The 13,160-nt window shown below is 54.9% G+C and carries 12 protein-coding genes; 10 read left to right on the top strand and 2 right to left on the bottom strand.

The window, feature by feature from the left end; translation table 11 throughout:
• The 8 genes from ADN00_RS13555 (at position 1) to ADN00_RS13520 (ending at position 7,611) form a co-directional block, all read left to right on the top strand.
• Complete coding sequence (locus ADN00_RS13555; RefSeq protein ID WP_075063532.1) at positions 1-972, top strand: FAD:protein FMN transferase; 972 nt, start codon at positions 1-3, stop codon at positions 970-972.
• Between the two features lie 18 nt (positions 973-990).
• On the top strand, positions 991-1,398 hold the full coding sequence (locus tag ADN00_RS13550; protein ID WP_075063531.1) for an FMN-binding protein: 408 nt from the start codon (positions 991-993) through the stop codon (positions 1,396-1,398).
• Between the two features lie 23 nt (positions 1,399-1,421).
• Positions 1,422-1,862: an FMN-binding protein gene (locus tag ADN00_RS13545; protein ID WP_075063530.1), complete on the top strand. Its 441-nt coding sequence runs from the start codon at positions 1,422-1,424 to the stop codon at positions 1,860-1,862.
• 402 nt (positions 1,863-2,264) lie between these two features.
• Complete coding sequence (gene rpiB, locus ADN00_RS13540; RefSeq protein ID WP_075063529.1) at positions 2,265-2,702, top strand: ribose 5-phosphate isomerase B; 438 nt, start codon at positions 2,265-2,267, stop codon at positions 2,700-2,702.
• A gap of 186 nt (positions 2,703-2,888) precedes the next feature.
• Positions 2,889-3,551: an NBR1-Ig-like domain-containing protein gene (locus ADN00_RS13535; protein WP_075063528.1), complete on the top strand. Its 663-nt coding sequence runs from the start codon at positions 2,889-2,891 to the stop codon at positions 3,549-3,551.
• 645 nt (positions 3,552-4,196) lie between these two features.
• Complete coding sequence (locus ADN00_RS13530; protein ID WP_075063527.1) at positions 4,197-4,556, top strand: hypothetical protein; 360 nt, start codon at positions 4,197-4,199, stop codon at positions 4,554-4,556.
• Positions 4,557-4,711: 155 nt separating this feature from the next.
• Positions 4,712-7,183, top strand: a complete 2,472-nt coding sequence (locus ADN00_RS13525; RefSeq protein ID WP_075063526.1) for a signal peptidase I — start codon at positions 4,712-4,714, stop codon at positions 7,181-7,183.
• Between the two features lie 29 nt (positions 7,184-7,212).
• Positions 7,213-7,611: a calcium-binding protein gene (locus tag ADN00_RS13520; RefSeq protein WP_075063525.1), complete on the top strand. Its 399-nt coding sequence runs from the start codon at positions 7,213-7,215 to the stop codon at positions 7,609-7,611.
• Between the two features lie 24 nt (positions 7,612-7,635).
• On the opposite strand, the gene ADN00_RS13515 is transcribed toward ADN00_RS13520, so the two are convergent.
• Together ADN00_RS13515 and ADN00_RS13510 are read right to left on the bottom strand one after the other, a co-directional pair.
• Positions 7,636-8,475, bottom strand: a complete 840-nt coding sequence (locus ADN00_RS13515) for an alpha/beta fold hydrolase (RefSeq protein ID WP_075063524.1) — start codon at positions 8,473-8,475, stop codon at positions 7,636-7,638.
• Positions 8,475-9,587: a 4Fe-4S binding protein gene (locus ADN00_RS13510; RefSeq protein ID WP_075063523.1), complete on the bottom strand. Its 1,113-nt coding sequence runs from the start codon at positions 9,585-9,587 to the stop codon at positions 8,475-8,477. The genes ADN00_RS13515 and ADN00_RS13510 overlap by 1 nt, the downstream gene beginning before the upstream one ends.
• Positions 9,588-9,946: 359 nt before the next feature.
• Between ADN00_RS13510 and ADN00_RS13505 the strand changes: the two genes are divergently transcribed.
• Together ADN00_RS13505 and ADN00_RS13500 are read left to right on the top strand one after the other, a co-directional pair.
• Positions 9,947-10,825, top strand: a complete 879-nt coding sequence (locus tag ADN00_RS13505) for a diguanylate cyclase domain-containing protein (protein WP_075063522.1) — start codon at positions 9,947-9,949, stop codon at positions 10,823-10,825.
• 332 nt (positions 10,826-11,157) lie between these two features.
• The gene (locus ADN00_RS13500; protein ID WP_075063521.1) at positions 11,158-13,080 is read left to right on the top strand and encodes a carbohydrate-binding domain-containing protein; all 1,923 of its coding nucleotides are present in this window, start codon (positions 11,158-11,160) and stop codon (positions 13,078-13,080) included.
• Positions 13,081-13,160: the final 80 nt, after the last annotated feature.

Here is a 13,160-nt window from a genome sequence, read left to right as displayed (position 1 = left end):
ATGCTGATAGGAAAAATCCAGGGGGCGCAGACCACCCACTCTGCGATGGGCACGGTGATGACCCACAAAGTGTTTGGCACGCATCAGGCCGCGGCTCTTCCCGCGATTGTTCAAGAGATCGGACGGATCGAAGCGCTGCTCAGCCGGTTTATCCCCACCAGCGAGATCAGTACGATCAATGCCCGCGCCGGCATGGAAAGCGTGCCTGTGAGCTTTGAAACCTTTGAGGTGTTAAGCAAATCGCTTGAGCTTTCGCGCGCCTGTCCTGGCTGCTTCGCGGTGACCATCCGTCCGCTGGTAGCCTTGTGGAAAATCGGCGCAGCCAGATTCTCCGTGCCGGATACGCGCAGCATTCAGCAAGCCCTTTCGTTGGCCAACGATCAGGACTTAGCGCTGGATCAGCTGAATATGACCGCCGGCCTCAGGCGCACCGGGCAGTCCATTGACCTGGGCGGTGTTGGCAAAGGCTACGCCGCTGACCGGGTTGCAGAAATCCTGAGAGATTTTGAGATCACTTCAGCTTTTTCTAACCTGGGCGGGAACGTAATGACCCTCGGCGCGAAGCCTGATGGCTCACCCTGGCGCGTGGGGATTCAACACCCCCGCAACAAAGACCTTCTCATCGGATCGGTATCGGCAGCCAATCAGTCGGTGGTAACCTCTGGCGACTACCAGCGTTACGCGGCCAACAGGCAAGGAGAGCGGTTTCATCACATTCTGAATCCCACCACGGGTTACCCATCCCAATCCGGCCTGGTTAGCGTAACAATTATTTCTGAAAGCTCGCAGACCGCCGATATTTTATCCACCATGTTGTTTGTCGCAGGCATCGAGAAAGGGCTCGAATGCCTGAAGAAATTCCCGGAAACAGAAGCGATCCTGATCGATCAGCATATCCGGGTCTGTGTTACATCTGGCCTGAAATACCGCTTTCAACCGGCCGAAGGCGTGGATGTTTCGTTTGTTCATTGAAATTGAGGAGATATCAAAATGTTAGGTTGGATCATTGCAATGGTTATCGTGGCCGCGTTGGGCATTGCCGGACGTATTGGCTGGTCGCACCTGGAAAAAGAACACCACGAAGCCAGAAACCTGCCGCTCAAGGTCATCGATTTCAGCACCCTGGCAGAAGGCACATACCAGGGCGCTTATGAAGGCGGCATGTACAAATGGCGCGCCAATCAATGCCAAGTTACCGTATCTGCCGGAAAGGTAGCGGATATTCAACTCACCGGCAGCATGGACCCCGATAAAGAGAGAGCCGGCGCCCAAATGTTGTACGACCGCGTCATTCAGGCGCAGTCGCTGCAGGTAGACACCATCAGCGGCGCTACCCTCACCTCAAAAGCCTACCTCAAGGGGATTGAGAACGCCCTTGTTCAGGCACAAAACGGGTAGAAATATAAAAAGGAAATGTTGGAATGAACGCGAAGGACAAAAAGAAACGCAAAGGCACCGGCTGCTTGATTGGATTTTTTGCGCTGGTGGTCTTGGTCGCGGTTGGTGGAGGGGTAGGCTGGTCACTCATCTCCAAAGAGCACCGGGAAGCCGCCAACCTTTCCCTCGACGCAGTTAACTTCAACCAGCTGGATGATGGCACATACCATGGCGTGTATCCCGGCGGAATGTACCGCTGGCGCGCCAATGAATGTGATGTTACCGTAACCAACGGAAAGGTCACCAGCATCCAATTGGCCGCCAGCACAGACCCCGGCAGCGAGAATACCGACGCTCAAATGCTGTATGACCGCGTCATCCAGGCGCAGTCACTGCAGGTGGACACCATCAGCGGGGCCACCCTCACCTCTAAAGCCTACCTCAAAGCTGTAGAGAATGCCCTGCTCCAGGCGCAGCAGAACTGACGCGCGCCTCCCTCCCACAGCGACAAGCACCCTGTTCAACAATGTCACCCTGGCCAGCCCGATACAATTGTGAGCTGGCCAGGGTTATTGGTTCAAACACTCGACTGAGACCATTTGGTAAAGCCTTTGAATGTCTTCCAACCGGCTTTCCGGTCAATACCACCAGAATGCCGTCTTCTACCGCCGTGATCACTGCGCAGCCAGAGGCGGGGAATGCTCCCCGGCGACAAGGATTGAATTACGAACACCCAATCCAAACATCCAATAAAAATTTGTGGATGCTTGCCAGCATAGTTGCGAATGACAAAAGCCAAATTTCAAAAACACATTCAGGCCAACAATGCAAAAGTGGTTTATGATTAGGGGCAAGTTTATCAATATTGAAGGATCAGGAGCAAACGCATGAAAATAGCTATCGGGTGCGATCACAAAGCGGTTGATTTGAAGGAAATTGTCAAAAAAGTGCTGACAGACCTGGGCATGGAGGTGGTTGACCTGGGTACCCAGGGCCCGGAGCGCGTGGATTATCCCGACTACGGGCGGGCGGTCGCGGAAATGGTCGCGGCTGGCGGCGCTGACCGCGGGATTGCCATTTGCGCGTCTGGGGTGGGCATGAGCATCACCGCCAACAAGGTCAAGGGCATCCGTGCCGTCTTGTGCCAGGACTCGTACGTTGCCCGCCTTTCGCGACAGCACAATAACACCAACGTGCTTTGCATGGGCGCGCTGGTGATTGGCCCGGCTGTAGCGGAAGAGATTGTACGCATCTGGCTTTCCACCGATTATGAGGGCGGACGCCACCAACAGCGTCTGGATAAAATTCACCAATTGGAAAATTGAGCAGGACCGAAAATCATTAAGAATGTGTCCCCATCACCATCTCGTTTCTGGGTGAGTTCCAATCGCCACCTGTCCACTTGACCAGTTTCACCCTCACCTTTGAAGTTCATCCTCCTCAAACGTCAACTTATGTAGTTATAATTGCCTGTATAGTTCACGATGAGTGAAGCAATAGGAGATCAAAAAATGAAACAACAAACCCAAAAGATTCTTCAGCTGGCATTGCTGGCATCTATGCTTGTGCTGGCAGGCTGCGCGCAGGCCACCCCCACCCCCGAGCCCACCGTAGACTCGGCAGCCATCGCCAGCACGGTATCGGTCATCCAGACCGAAGCGGTAATGGCGGCCATGCAGACCATGACTCAAGAGGCGTTCCTCAATCCGTCGGCCACTCCCACTACGCCGCCCACCAACACCCCAGAGCCAACCGCTACCGCCACGAATACCCCCGTGCCAACCGCTATTCCGGTTCTGCCCACCAGCACCGTCGCACTGCCCACCCTCACTCCCACCCAATCTGAGTGGCAGTGTTCCATTACCTCCCTGGACCCGGCGAGCGGCCGGGAAATGAACAGCGGCGAAGATTTTGATTTGAAAGTCACGCTAAAGAACACCGGTACCAAAACCTGGGAAAGCAGCAATACTGACTTTCTCTATCAGAGCGGCGCCAAGTTCCAGAAACGTGTAGATATTCTCGACCTGGAAAGTAACGTTGAGCCGGGTAAATCGGTTACCTTCATCGTCGATATGGTTGCCAATACCGGCACCGGTTCCCAGTCAGCCCAGTGGGTGCTGAAAGGGAGCGGGGTTGTCTACTGCACAGTCAACATCAATGTGAAAGTCAAGTAGTCCAATTCTGTTTGTGTCTAGCCAGCCGTGGTTTTCTTGATCACGGCTGATTCTTTTTAACAGGCCGCTCCGTTCCACCAGCAGTTTTCATCACCCTCTAAACGCTGGCTATAAAGAGGGAGACCTCCCCTCATGTAACAGCCTTACAACCCGGCAATCAGCCGCAAAGCCGATTACGTCGTAGTTGAGCAAAACGGTCAGTGCGAAGAAATCCCCGCCCGCGGCACGTGATCGACGCCATCGCCGAAGCCAGCGAAGTGGTCAGAGCCATCTAAGTGGGTCTGGTAAACCTGAAAAACTATCCGGGTTTTTACGGCCAGGTGAACCTTCATCGCAAAAGCCCTTTCTCAAGCCAGGCATTGGTTTCCCTAGCGTCACCCTCAAAAAACGCGCTGTTAAGGACGAGTTTTTTCATTCGAGTCTTGAATCGGCATGAAGTATGCAACAAAGAAAAGGCGTTTTTACGCGTTTTTTATGCAAATTTTATGAAAGGAGGGGGCAATTTTCAAGAGCGTTTTGCCACGCATACCAACCATTCAATCCCATTGAAAGCCAACATACTGAGCTGCCAGGGGGTCCGGCAGCCCAACTGTGCCACCCCGGCATTCACGCGAGCCGGGCGTCTAGTTGATCAAAGGAGAATTCATGCTGTCCAAACGGGTTTTCAAAACACTGCTCATTGTTCTGGTTGCCCTGGCGCTGTCAGGGTTCACCTACGCTTTCGCGGCGGCCAACACTGTGCCAGGTACCCGCGCCGGTGATGGAACCGGCGTCATCAGCGGCTACACAGTTTCCAACATTGTTTACAACTTAAACGCCGCCAACCCTGGCATCATCGATTCGGTTTCATTCAGCCTCAATGAAGCCGCTACCACCGTCAAAGCCAGCGTCAACGGCACCACGTTTGCAGACTGCACCCTGTCTGCCAGCACCTGGACGTGCACACTTCCCGCTGCCACCACCGTTGAAGCAGCCGTCAGCCTGCGCGTCATCGCGGCCAATTAAAGCCGCCGCCAACGTCAGGCATTCATCAGCGCCGGCTCTTCCTGCCACTCGCCGAAACCAGCCGGCGCGCTGACCACCAACATCAGGCCTGCTCCCCGCTTCGAAGCTTCCTCATCAAAGCAGGCCTGATTCAAAAAAAGGCAAAACCGCGCACAATGAACGTCTATCGCGCATGGATGATCAACTTCCTTTCCGGCTCGGCCCTAATCCTGGCTTTGCTGGCCTGGGTGTTTTTCGCGCCATCCGCCGCCGGGGGGCAAACCGATTATGTGATCATCCAGGGCTCCAGCATGGAACCCGGATTTCACACCGGCGATCTGGTCATTGTCCGCCGCTCAACAGGCTATCAGGTCGGAGATGCCGCCGCCTATCGCGACCCTAACCTGGGCCGCTTTGTGTTTCACCGCATCACCGCTCAAAACCTGGACCGCTTCATCTTCAAAGGCGACAACAACGATTGGAACGATTCTTATCAACCCAACACAAAAGAAATCACCGGCAAATTATGGATTCACATCCCCCGCGCTGGCAACGTCGTGGAGGGAATTCGCCGTCCTGCCGTAATGGCGCTGATCGTAGGGGGAATTGGAGGACTTTTCATGGCTTCTGAGCTGAATCAAAGCAACCACAAATCAAAGAATTTCAAGAGCTCGCTCGCCGGGGCGCTAAAAGACATTCAAGTCAGTTTTGCGCCCCATAACGGGTCAGCGGGCGCCCGGAATTTGAGTTTTAATGCCCTGCGGCAAAAAATATCCGGCCGGTTTCGATTTCAGAGCAAACCGCCCACCCAACCAGATACCGACCAGCATGCCCGGCGCCTCAGTGGAATCATTGAAGGCTCCATATTTGTTTTGGGCATGCTCTTCTTCACCGCGCTGGTGATTGGCTTCTTTGCCTTTTCCCATCCACGGCTGCGCACAGTCCAGGAGAATGTCTTCTTCCAGCACGCGGGGATTTTTTCTTACGCCGCGGATGCTCCCATCGGAGTTTACGACACTGCGTCTGTCAAATCGGGCGAACCGCTCTTCCCCCGCCTGTCTTGTCAGGTCAATCTTCAATTTAGCTACCACATCTTAAGCGACCAGGCGCAAAACCTGTCAGGCACGCACCAGCTCACCGCTCAAATCATTGACCCTGCCAGCGGCTGGCAGCGGACAATGACCCTCGAGCCGCCCACGCCATTCAGCGGCAACTCCTACACCAGCACCGCGAACCTGGATATTTGCCAGGTGGTGGCAATGACCGACAGCTATGAAACCCTCACCGAAGTCCGTCCGTATACCTACCTGTTGAAAATTGTCCCGCTTGTGGATATCCACGGCAACCTGGCCGGGGCCAGCCTGGCTGACCAGTTTCAACCGCAACTGGTTTTTCAGTTCGATAAACTTCACTTCTATCTGCTTCAGGACCCTTCCAACCCCACGCCGCTCTATCCGATTCAAGCCGGAATGCTCCAAAAACCGCGCGTTGAACCCAACACGCTGCAGTTTTTGGGCTTATCGGCACAGGTCTTACCGCTGCGGGTCATTTCAGCGACCGGATTTTTTCTTTCTGTGATCGGATTGCTCTCGCTCGCGTGGATTCTTTCCAACCTCGCGCGCCAGAGCCAGGCCGCCCTGATTCGCGTCAAATACGATTCCCTTCTGGTTGACGCGGATGAACCCACTCTCAATCTCCCCATGCCCGAGGTGAACCTGGCTGCCATGGATGACCTCGCCAAACTCGCCGCCCGCGAAAACACCTTCATCATCCACACAGCGCGCAATTTCGGCCATGAGTACCTTGTGCAATCCGGGCAGGTCCTCTACCGCTATTCCACTCGTGAGGAAGAGACAGAGCCTTTCTTCCATTCACCCATTCAAAAAAGAAGAGAATTGCTCAAAGCGTTTGAACGCAATGAGTTTAAGGTCTATTATCAGCCCATCGTCTCGCTAACAGATCGCAAGATCACCGCGGTAGAAGCGCTCTTACGCTGGCAGCATCCCAACAACGGACTGGTCTCAGCGAAGGAATTCATTCGCGCCGCCGAGAAAACCGGCCTGATCGACATGCTCGGTGAATGGATGCTTCAAGAAGCCTGCCACCAGATTAAAATCTGGCAGGAAGCCGGCGTGCCGCTCAAACTGGCTGTCAATCTCTCGCAGCGCCAGTTGGAACAAGCCCCCAACCGTCTCATCATCCACGCCCTTCAACTCGCCGGTCTGGACCCGTGCGCCCTGCAGGTGGAAGTGCCAGAAGCCAGCGCCCTGGCGCACCCCGAAAAAGTGATCCGTAATTTGCAGGAACTGAACAGGCTGGGCATCCAGATCGCGGTTGACGATTATTCGGGGCATTTCCCCATTCCTCAATCCGATCAATTGCCTGTCAGCACGCTTAAAATTGACCGCTCCATCTTGGAGCAGGTCAACAATCCACACCAGGCCGAAACCATCCACCGCATGATCTCAGCGGCTCTCAACCAGGGGATCAACGTCATCGCCGAGGGAGTGGAGACCGAAGAACAACTCAGCTTCTTGAGCACCAACCTTTGCCCGCAAGCCCAGGGCTACCTGCTGGGACGGCCCGCCCCCGCTGAAGAGCTCTCGCTACTTTTTAAAGAGCAGGACACGGCGGCAGCAGTGATCTAAATAAAGAAAGTAACCACCAAGAACAGCCTATGATCCGCAAATTACTTTTATTTCTGGCATTCTTTCATCTAATGGGGCTGGTTTTCACATCGATGTCCACCGCCTCGGCCGCGGCAAACTACATTCCCCCATCTCACCTCACCAGCCAATCTTTCGGCGTGAATGCCAACGCATTAAAGCCACCCCAATGCGCCAGCATAAACCTGACCACTATTCTGGTTGGTTCAGGCAGGATCAAAGGCAAAAATCGCGACGAGCTCATATTGGGCAGCCCTCTGGACGACATGATCACCAGCGGCAAAAAAGGAGACGATTGCATATTGGGCGGCGCGGGGAACGATGACATCACTGGCAATGGCAGCTCTTCCATCTGCATTGGCGGCCCCGGTAACGACACGTTTCACGACTGCTCGGTAACCATTCAATAACCAGCGATGCAAATTGCCGGAAATTTATCCCTCAACGCTCGAAGCACTACGTTGCAAGAAATCAAAAATGACCGGCTTCACTTCGCCATAGTTCGACCGGTGCGGATAATGACCGCCAGCGACCCGCGCGGTTTGACAATTAGGCATTTTCCTGGACGCCCGCTCAAACCACGAAACCTTCAAGGTCATATCCTTCACCCCCCACAACAGCAGCACCGGCATTTGAATCTGCGGGTAGGGAATTGCCTCGTCCCAGACCGAAAGGGGAAGATACACAACCTGCGGCGAGCAGCGGTGATAATCCAGCAGCATGCTTTCAAAATCCGCTTTGGTCAAAGAAGAGTGCAAAAAACGTCCGTTCTCTAAACTTCCCAGCCACACAAAACAGCGAATGAGAAACGCGGGCACGCGCGAATAGAGCGCCGCCGCGAACAATGGAAAGCGAAAAACCAACCGGTTCACCAACGTCATCTGGTCAAAAGACAGGAACGGGTTGATCAGCACCAACCGCTCAACCCGATCCGGGTGTTCAGCCGCATAGCGCAGCGCCAAATGTCCCCCAAAAGAGTGGCCCACAAGGGTAACAGGGCCAGCCAGTTTCTGCGAATCCATCCAATGGCAGAAGAACGCGTTAAAATTCTCCACCGTGTAGCACCGCGCGGATACAGGCCGGTGCGAACGGCCGTGCCCCAGCAGATCCATCGCCATCGGCTTATAACCCGCGCCGCTCAAGTCGTCGAAGAAATCATTCCACTCGTCCAGCGAAGACGGCAGCCCGTGAATCAAAATAACGGGTTTTCCATCGCCATCAGAGACCCTGGCGTAGGCTTCCCCGGCCAGGCATGCGGTCTGTTCCGGGTTCATCAGCGCGGGCGCATCTCCAGCGCGCCATGCGGGCACACTGAAACGCACAGGCCGCACGCCGCGCACTTCGATACATCCACCTTGGCGATCTCTTTGAGTGGCGCTTTCAGCGCGTCAAACTGGCACACTTTTTCGCACAGCGAGCAGGCCTTGCAGCGGCTTTCATTCACCCAGGCTGTCTCTTCCAGCGTGGTAACCACCGCCTGCCCTGCGCGCATCGCCTCCAGGTACAGGCCTTTCACCTCATCCACGCTCTGATAGCCGTGGGCTTCCAGCCAGGCATCCACCTCCGCGGCGATCTTGCCATACGCGCTTGGGCCTTTGAGAATGGCCGCCGTGCAAACCCCCACCATTGCCGCCCCGGCCATCAAGAATTCAATCACATCCTCACCCCGCGAGACACCCCCCACCCCGATAATCGGTTTTTGGCTCACCCGCGCCACCTCAAACACCGAGCGCATGGCCAGCGGTTTGAGCGCCGCCCCCGACAGCCACCCGTAACCAAACCGCGAGCCTAAAAAGGGCGCGCGGTTTTCAATATCAATCGCCAGGGTAGGACCAAAGCTGTTGATGCAGGCAAACCCGTCCACATACGGGTCGATCAGCCGGGCAATTTCACCCAGGTCGCCGGCATGCGGGCTAAGTTTGGCAATAATCGGAATGGAAACCGCTTTGCGCAAAGCGCTGGCAGTGCGAGTGAGCTGTTCCGAATCCAGGTAATGAATGGAGAACTCTATCAGATCCACCCCTTTTTCTTCCAGGCGCGGACCCAGGTCTACCAGGTCCTCCGCCGAATAGCCAATGCTGGCGATCAGGGGCAGGTTGTGTGAGCGCGCGGCGGCCAGCGCGATGTCATATTCTCGTTCAAACCAGTCCTCCGGAGATAACTCGCTCCACAGCTCGGTGTTGAGCAGGCTGTCTCTGCCTATGCGCACCATGTTGGGGTGCGGCACTTCAGCCGCAACGCGAGAAATCGTTTTGGTCAAAACACCGCCCGCCCCGCCTTCCGCCGCGAGCGCGGCCATCCTTCCGCTGCCCACATTGGGGCCCGCCGCAGGAATCACGGGGTTTTTGAAGACATGCCCCCACAGGTTAGTTTGAAGTTCTGCCATAATCGATGCCTCCTGTTCGCGAAGATGTAATGCACTCGAAAATCAATCAACGACGATGAACTCTCTCTCGTGGACAAATCAAAACATGGAGTTTCAATTTCGCCTAAGATGAGCACGATTCTTGACGGAAAATTGATCCTCATTGACAAAGAACGACAACTTAAAAATTATAGCACGCGCCAATCAATCCAAACCACCTGTTTTTGTCATCCAAATTGGCTGAAAATTAGCCTCGGTAGTTTTCGGATTTTCATTTCTTTTTTCGGTTTTTTCCTCTATTTTCGAAATTTAACCAATTGTTAATGAGTATAATTGGTTTGGCGTTACTTACCGTCCCAACAAGCTGATAGGGATTGACAATGATCATCGCAGATTCCTGGATTTTAACCACCCTCATGGAGAATACGGCGGACAGTATTTACATTAAAGACCGCCAATGCCGTTTGTGGCGGGTCAGCCGCAAAATGGCTTTAGACTTGGGTTTCTCCAATCCAGAAGAAATATATGGAAAAACCGATATCGAGCTTTTTGGTGAGGAATTCGGTCAAATAACTTTGCAGGATGACCTGCAGGTGATGGAAACAGGCCAGCCGATGATGGGGGTTATCGAAAGCCGCAAAAGTTCCACAGGCGCGACTAATTGGACCTCAGCCACAAAACTTCCCTTGCGCAATGACCAGGGCGAAATCATTGGGCTGCTGGGCATTACCCGCGAGATCAATGAATTAAAAGGGTCTGAAATGGAATTTCACTGGCTGGCCACCCACGACCCGCTCACTTCGCTGGCCAACCGCTACCTGCTTCTCGATCGCATTGAACAAGCCATTTTACGCGCCAGGCGGGATGATGGTCTTTTTGCGCTGCTCTTCATCGACTTGAATGGTTTCAAACAGGTCAACGATCTGGCCGGTCACGACCAGGGAGACCGCTACCTGAAATTAATCGCCCGCCTGCTGCCGGAGCAGGTCCGCACTACCGATACGGTGGCGCGCTTTGGAGGAGATGAATTCGTTGTGCTCCTCAATGGGATTAACCAGGTGAAAGACGCTACCCTCATCGCCGAAAAACTGGCTCAGGTCATCCACGATCAAGTGGACCCGCTGACCCATTGTGTTACCGCGGCAATCGGGATCAGCATTTTCCCGCGCAACGGACAGGACGCCGATTCACTGCTCAAAGCGGCTGACCAGGCCATGTACCTTGCCAAGAAAAGCGCCATTCACTTCACCCTGGCCTGAAGCCAACAGACCCGGCACAGTAGAAATCCTCTATCACTCACAAACAGAGTCCTTTCGCTACTCTATAGGAACTTGACCCCTTCAAAGTTTCTATAATTGCTTCCCATTACAGATTTAACCAGCAATCTTTCCAGACACCCCAAAGCGGTATCTACCTGCAATTTGTCTATCAACACATTCTATCCCTCCAGAATCACCTATACAAGAAATAAACCCCCTCATTCCTTTTCCAGCCTACAATCAAGGAAATCACGCTCCCTGAAGGGTTTGCAACCTTACCCTGACCGCATGGGCGAACACTCTCGCCTGAATCAATTAAAATGGAGATCACCATGAAAAAAAGTCTTTACACAATACTTATCGGGTTAATCATTCTTTCCCTTGCGGCCTGCTCACCGGCAGCGGCCGCGTTAACCACAACTACAACTACCGTGGAAAGCGGGGAAGCCGCGAGCGCGCAAGCCAGCACAACAGATCCAGCCAGCCCTGCGGCTTCAGCGGAAGCCGCGCAGCAAGTCACCCTGGCTGAAACTCACGACGATCCCGCTGACACCATCTGGGACAGCACCGATGTCATACAGGTATTCCTCAACGGCAGCGGCATAGACACCGATGCAGCCGGTGTGGAGGTGAACGGCAGCACCCTTACCATCCGCGCCGCCGGAACCTATCGCCTCAGCGGCACGCTCGATGACGGCCAGGTGATTGTAAACACAGACGATGAAGAAACCGTGCGCCTGATTTTGGATAACGCCAGCCTGCACAGTTCCACCAGCGCGCCGCTCTACATTCAAAACGCGCAAAAAACCGTCATCATCCTGGCGGAGAACAGCCAGAACACCATCAGCGATGGCAGCGAGTACGTCTTTGAAAGCGCCGAGGAAGACGAACCCAATGCCGCCCTCTTCAGCAAAGCCGACCTGACCATCGCTGGCAGCGGCAGCCTGACGGTTACTGCCTCTTACAATGACGGAATCGCCAGCAAAGACGGTCTCATTCTGGAGAGCGGCACCATCACCGTCCAGGCTGTGGATGACGGCATTCGCGGCAAAGATTACCTGGTGATCAAAGACGCCAATATCACCATCAGCGCCCAGGGAGACGGGCTGAAGGCCGACAATGAAGAAGATGCCTCAAAAGGCTATATTCTTATTCAAGATGGCGCTTTCAAAATTACGTCCAACGGCGATGCCGTCACGGCCCAGTCCAGCCTGCGCATCCTGGGCGGCGACTTCAACATCACCACCAGCCAGCTAGCTGAAGCCGCTCTGTCCGCGGAAGAAACGCCATCCACCAAAGGTCTCAAATCTGCCGCGGATCTGACGATTGAGGACGGCACTTTCTACCTGCAAACCAGCGACGACGCCCTGCACAGCAACGCCAACCTGGTGGTTAACGGTGGCGTCTTTGCCATCGCCGCCGGTGACGACGCCATGCACGCCGATACGACCCTCACCATCAACGCGGGCGAGATCAACGTAACCGAATCGTATGAGGGTCTGGAAAGCGCGGTCATCACCATCAACGACGGCACAATTCAAATTACCGCCAGCGATGACGGCATCAATGTGGCTGGCGGCATGGACGGTTCGGGCATGACCCCCGGCGCGAATCCCGGCCGCCCCCAGCGGCCTGCTGGCGGGCCAGGCGCTCTGCCTGCGGACGGGCAGCAACCCGCACAGGGCCAGGTTTTTGCCGATACTTTCAATTATTCCGGCAGCTACTACCTCTACATCCACGGCGGAACGATCACTGTTGACGCGCAAGGCGATGGCCTGGACGCCAACGGCGCGATTGAGATGACCGGCGGGCTGGTTATCGTCAACGGCCCCACCGAACAGATGAACGGCGCTCTCGATTACGATGGTGAGTTCAATATCACCGGCGGGCAGTTGGTGGCTGCCGGCAGCGCCGGCATGGTGCAGGCCCCTAGCGCTTCTTCCAGCCTGAACTCCGTGCTGATTTTTTTCGACACCACTCTCCCAGCGGGCACATTGATCCACATTCAAGACAGCACAGGTCAGTCCGTGCTGGACTTTACACCCACGAAGCAGCTTCAATCGCTTGTCTTCACCTCGCCCGCCCTGGCACAGGGTGAAACCTATACCCTTTTCAGCGGTGGAAGCGTAAGCGGCGAGACCGCAAACGGTATTACCCAGGGCGGAACGTATACACCCGGTGAAGAGGTTGCCAGTTTTTCCATCGCCAGCGCCGTCACCACCGTGGGCAGCGTCGAGAACCGTCCCATGCGCTAATTCCAGTCCGCTTAACACCAGCGAGGAGCGCGATACCAACGCTCCTCGTTTTCTTTAACCTCCGATTGTGCAGTGCATCT

The sequence above is a fragment of the Ornatilinea apprima genome (assembly GCF_001306115.1).
GTDB lineage: Bacteria > Chloroflexota > Anaerolineae > Anaerolineales > Anaerolineaceae > Ornatilinea > Ornatilinea apprima.
This window is presented reverse-complemented; position numbering and strand designations above follow the sequence as displayed.

Bases quoted from the DNA above. Each gene is read 5' to 3' on its own strand.
- ADN00_RS13500 (WP_075063521.1), top strand. From the start codon at position 11,158: ATGAAAAAAAGTCTTTACACAATACTTATCGGGTTAATCATTCTTTCC.
- ADN00_RS13550 (WP_075063531.1), top strand. From the start codon at position 991: ATGTTAGGTTGGATCATTGCAATGGTTATCGTGGCCGCGTTGGGCATT.
- ADN00_RS13515 (WP_075063524.1), bottom strand. From the start codon at position 8,475: ATGAACCCGGAACAGACCGCATGCCTGGCCGGGGAAGCCTACGCCAGG.
- ADN00_RS13530 (WP_075063527.1), top strand. From the start codon at position 4,197: ATGCTGTCCAAACGGGTTTTCAAAACACTGCTCATTGTTCTGGTTGCC.
- ADN00_RS13525 (WP_075063526.1), top strand. From the start codon at position 4,712: ATGAACGTCTATCGCGCATGGATGATCAACTTCCTTTCCGGCTCGGCC.
- ADN00_RS13510 (WP_075063523.1), bottom strand. From the start codon at position 9,587: ATGGCAGAACTTCAAACTAACCTGTGGGGGCATGTCTTCAAAAACCCC.
- ADN00_RS13505 (WP_075063522.1), top strand. From the start codon at position 9,947: ATGATCATCGCAGATTCCTGGATTTTAACCACCCTCATGGAGAATACG.
- ADN00_RS13545 (WP_075063530.1), top strand. From the start codon at position 1,422: ATGAACGCGAAGGACAAAAAGAAACGCAAAGGCACCGGCTGCTTGATT.
- ADN00_RS13520 (WP_075063525.1), top strand. From the start codon at position 7,213: ATGATCCGCAAATTACTTTTATTTCTGGCATTCTTTCATCTAATGGGG.
- ADN00_RS13535 (WP_075063528.1), top strand. From the start codon at position 2,889: ATGAAACAACAAACCCAAAAGATTCTTCAGCTGGCATTGCTGGCATCT.
- ADN00_RS13555 (WP_075063532.1), top strand. From the start codon at position 1: ATGCTGATAGGAAAAATCCAGGGGGCGCAGACCACCCACTCTGCGATG.
- rpiB (WP_075063529.1), top strand. From the start codon at position 2,265: ATGAAAATAGCTATCGGGTGCGATCACAAAGCGGTTGATTTGAAGGAA.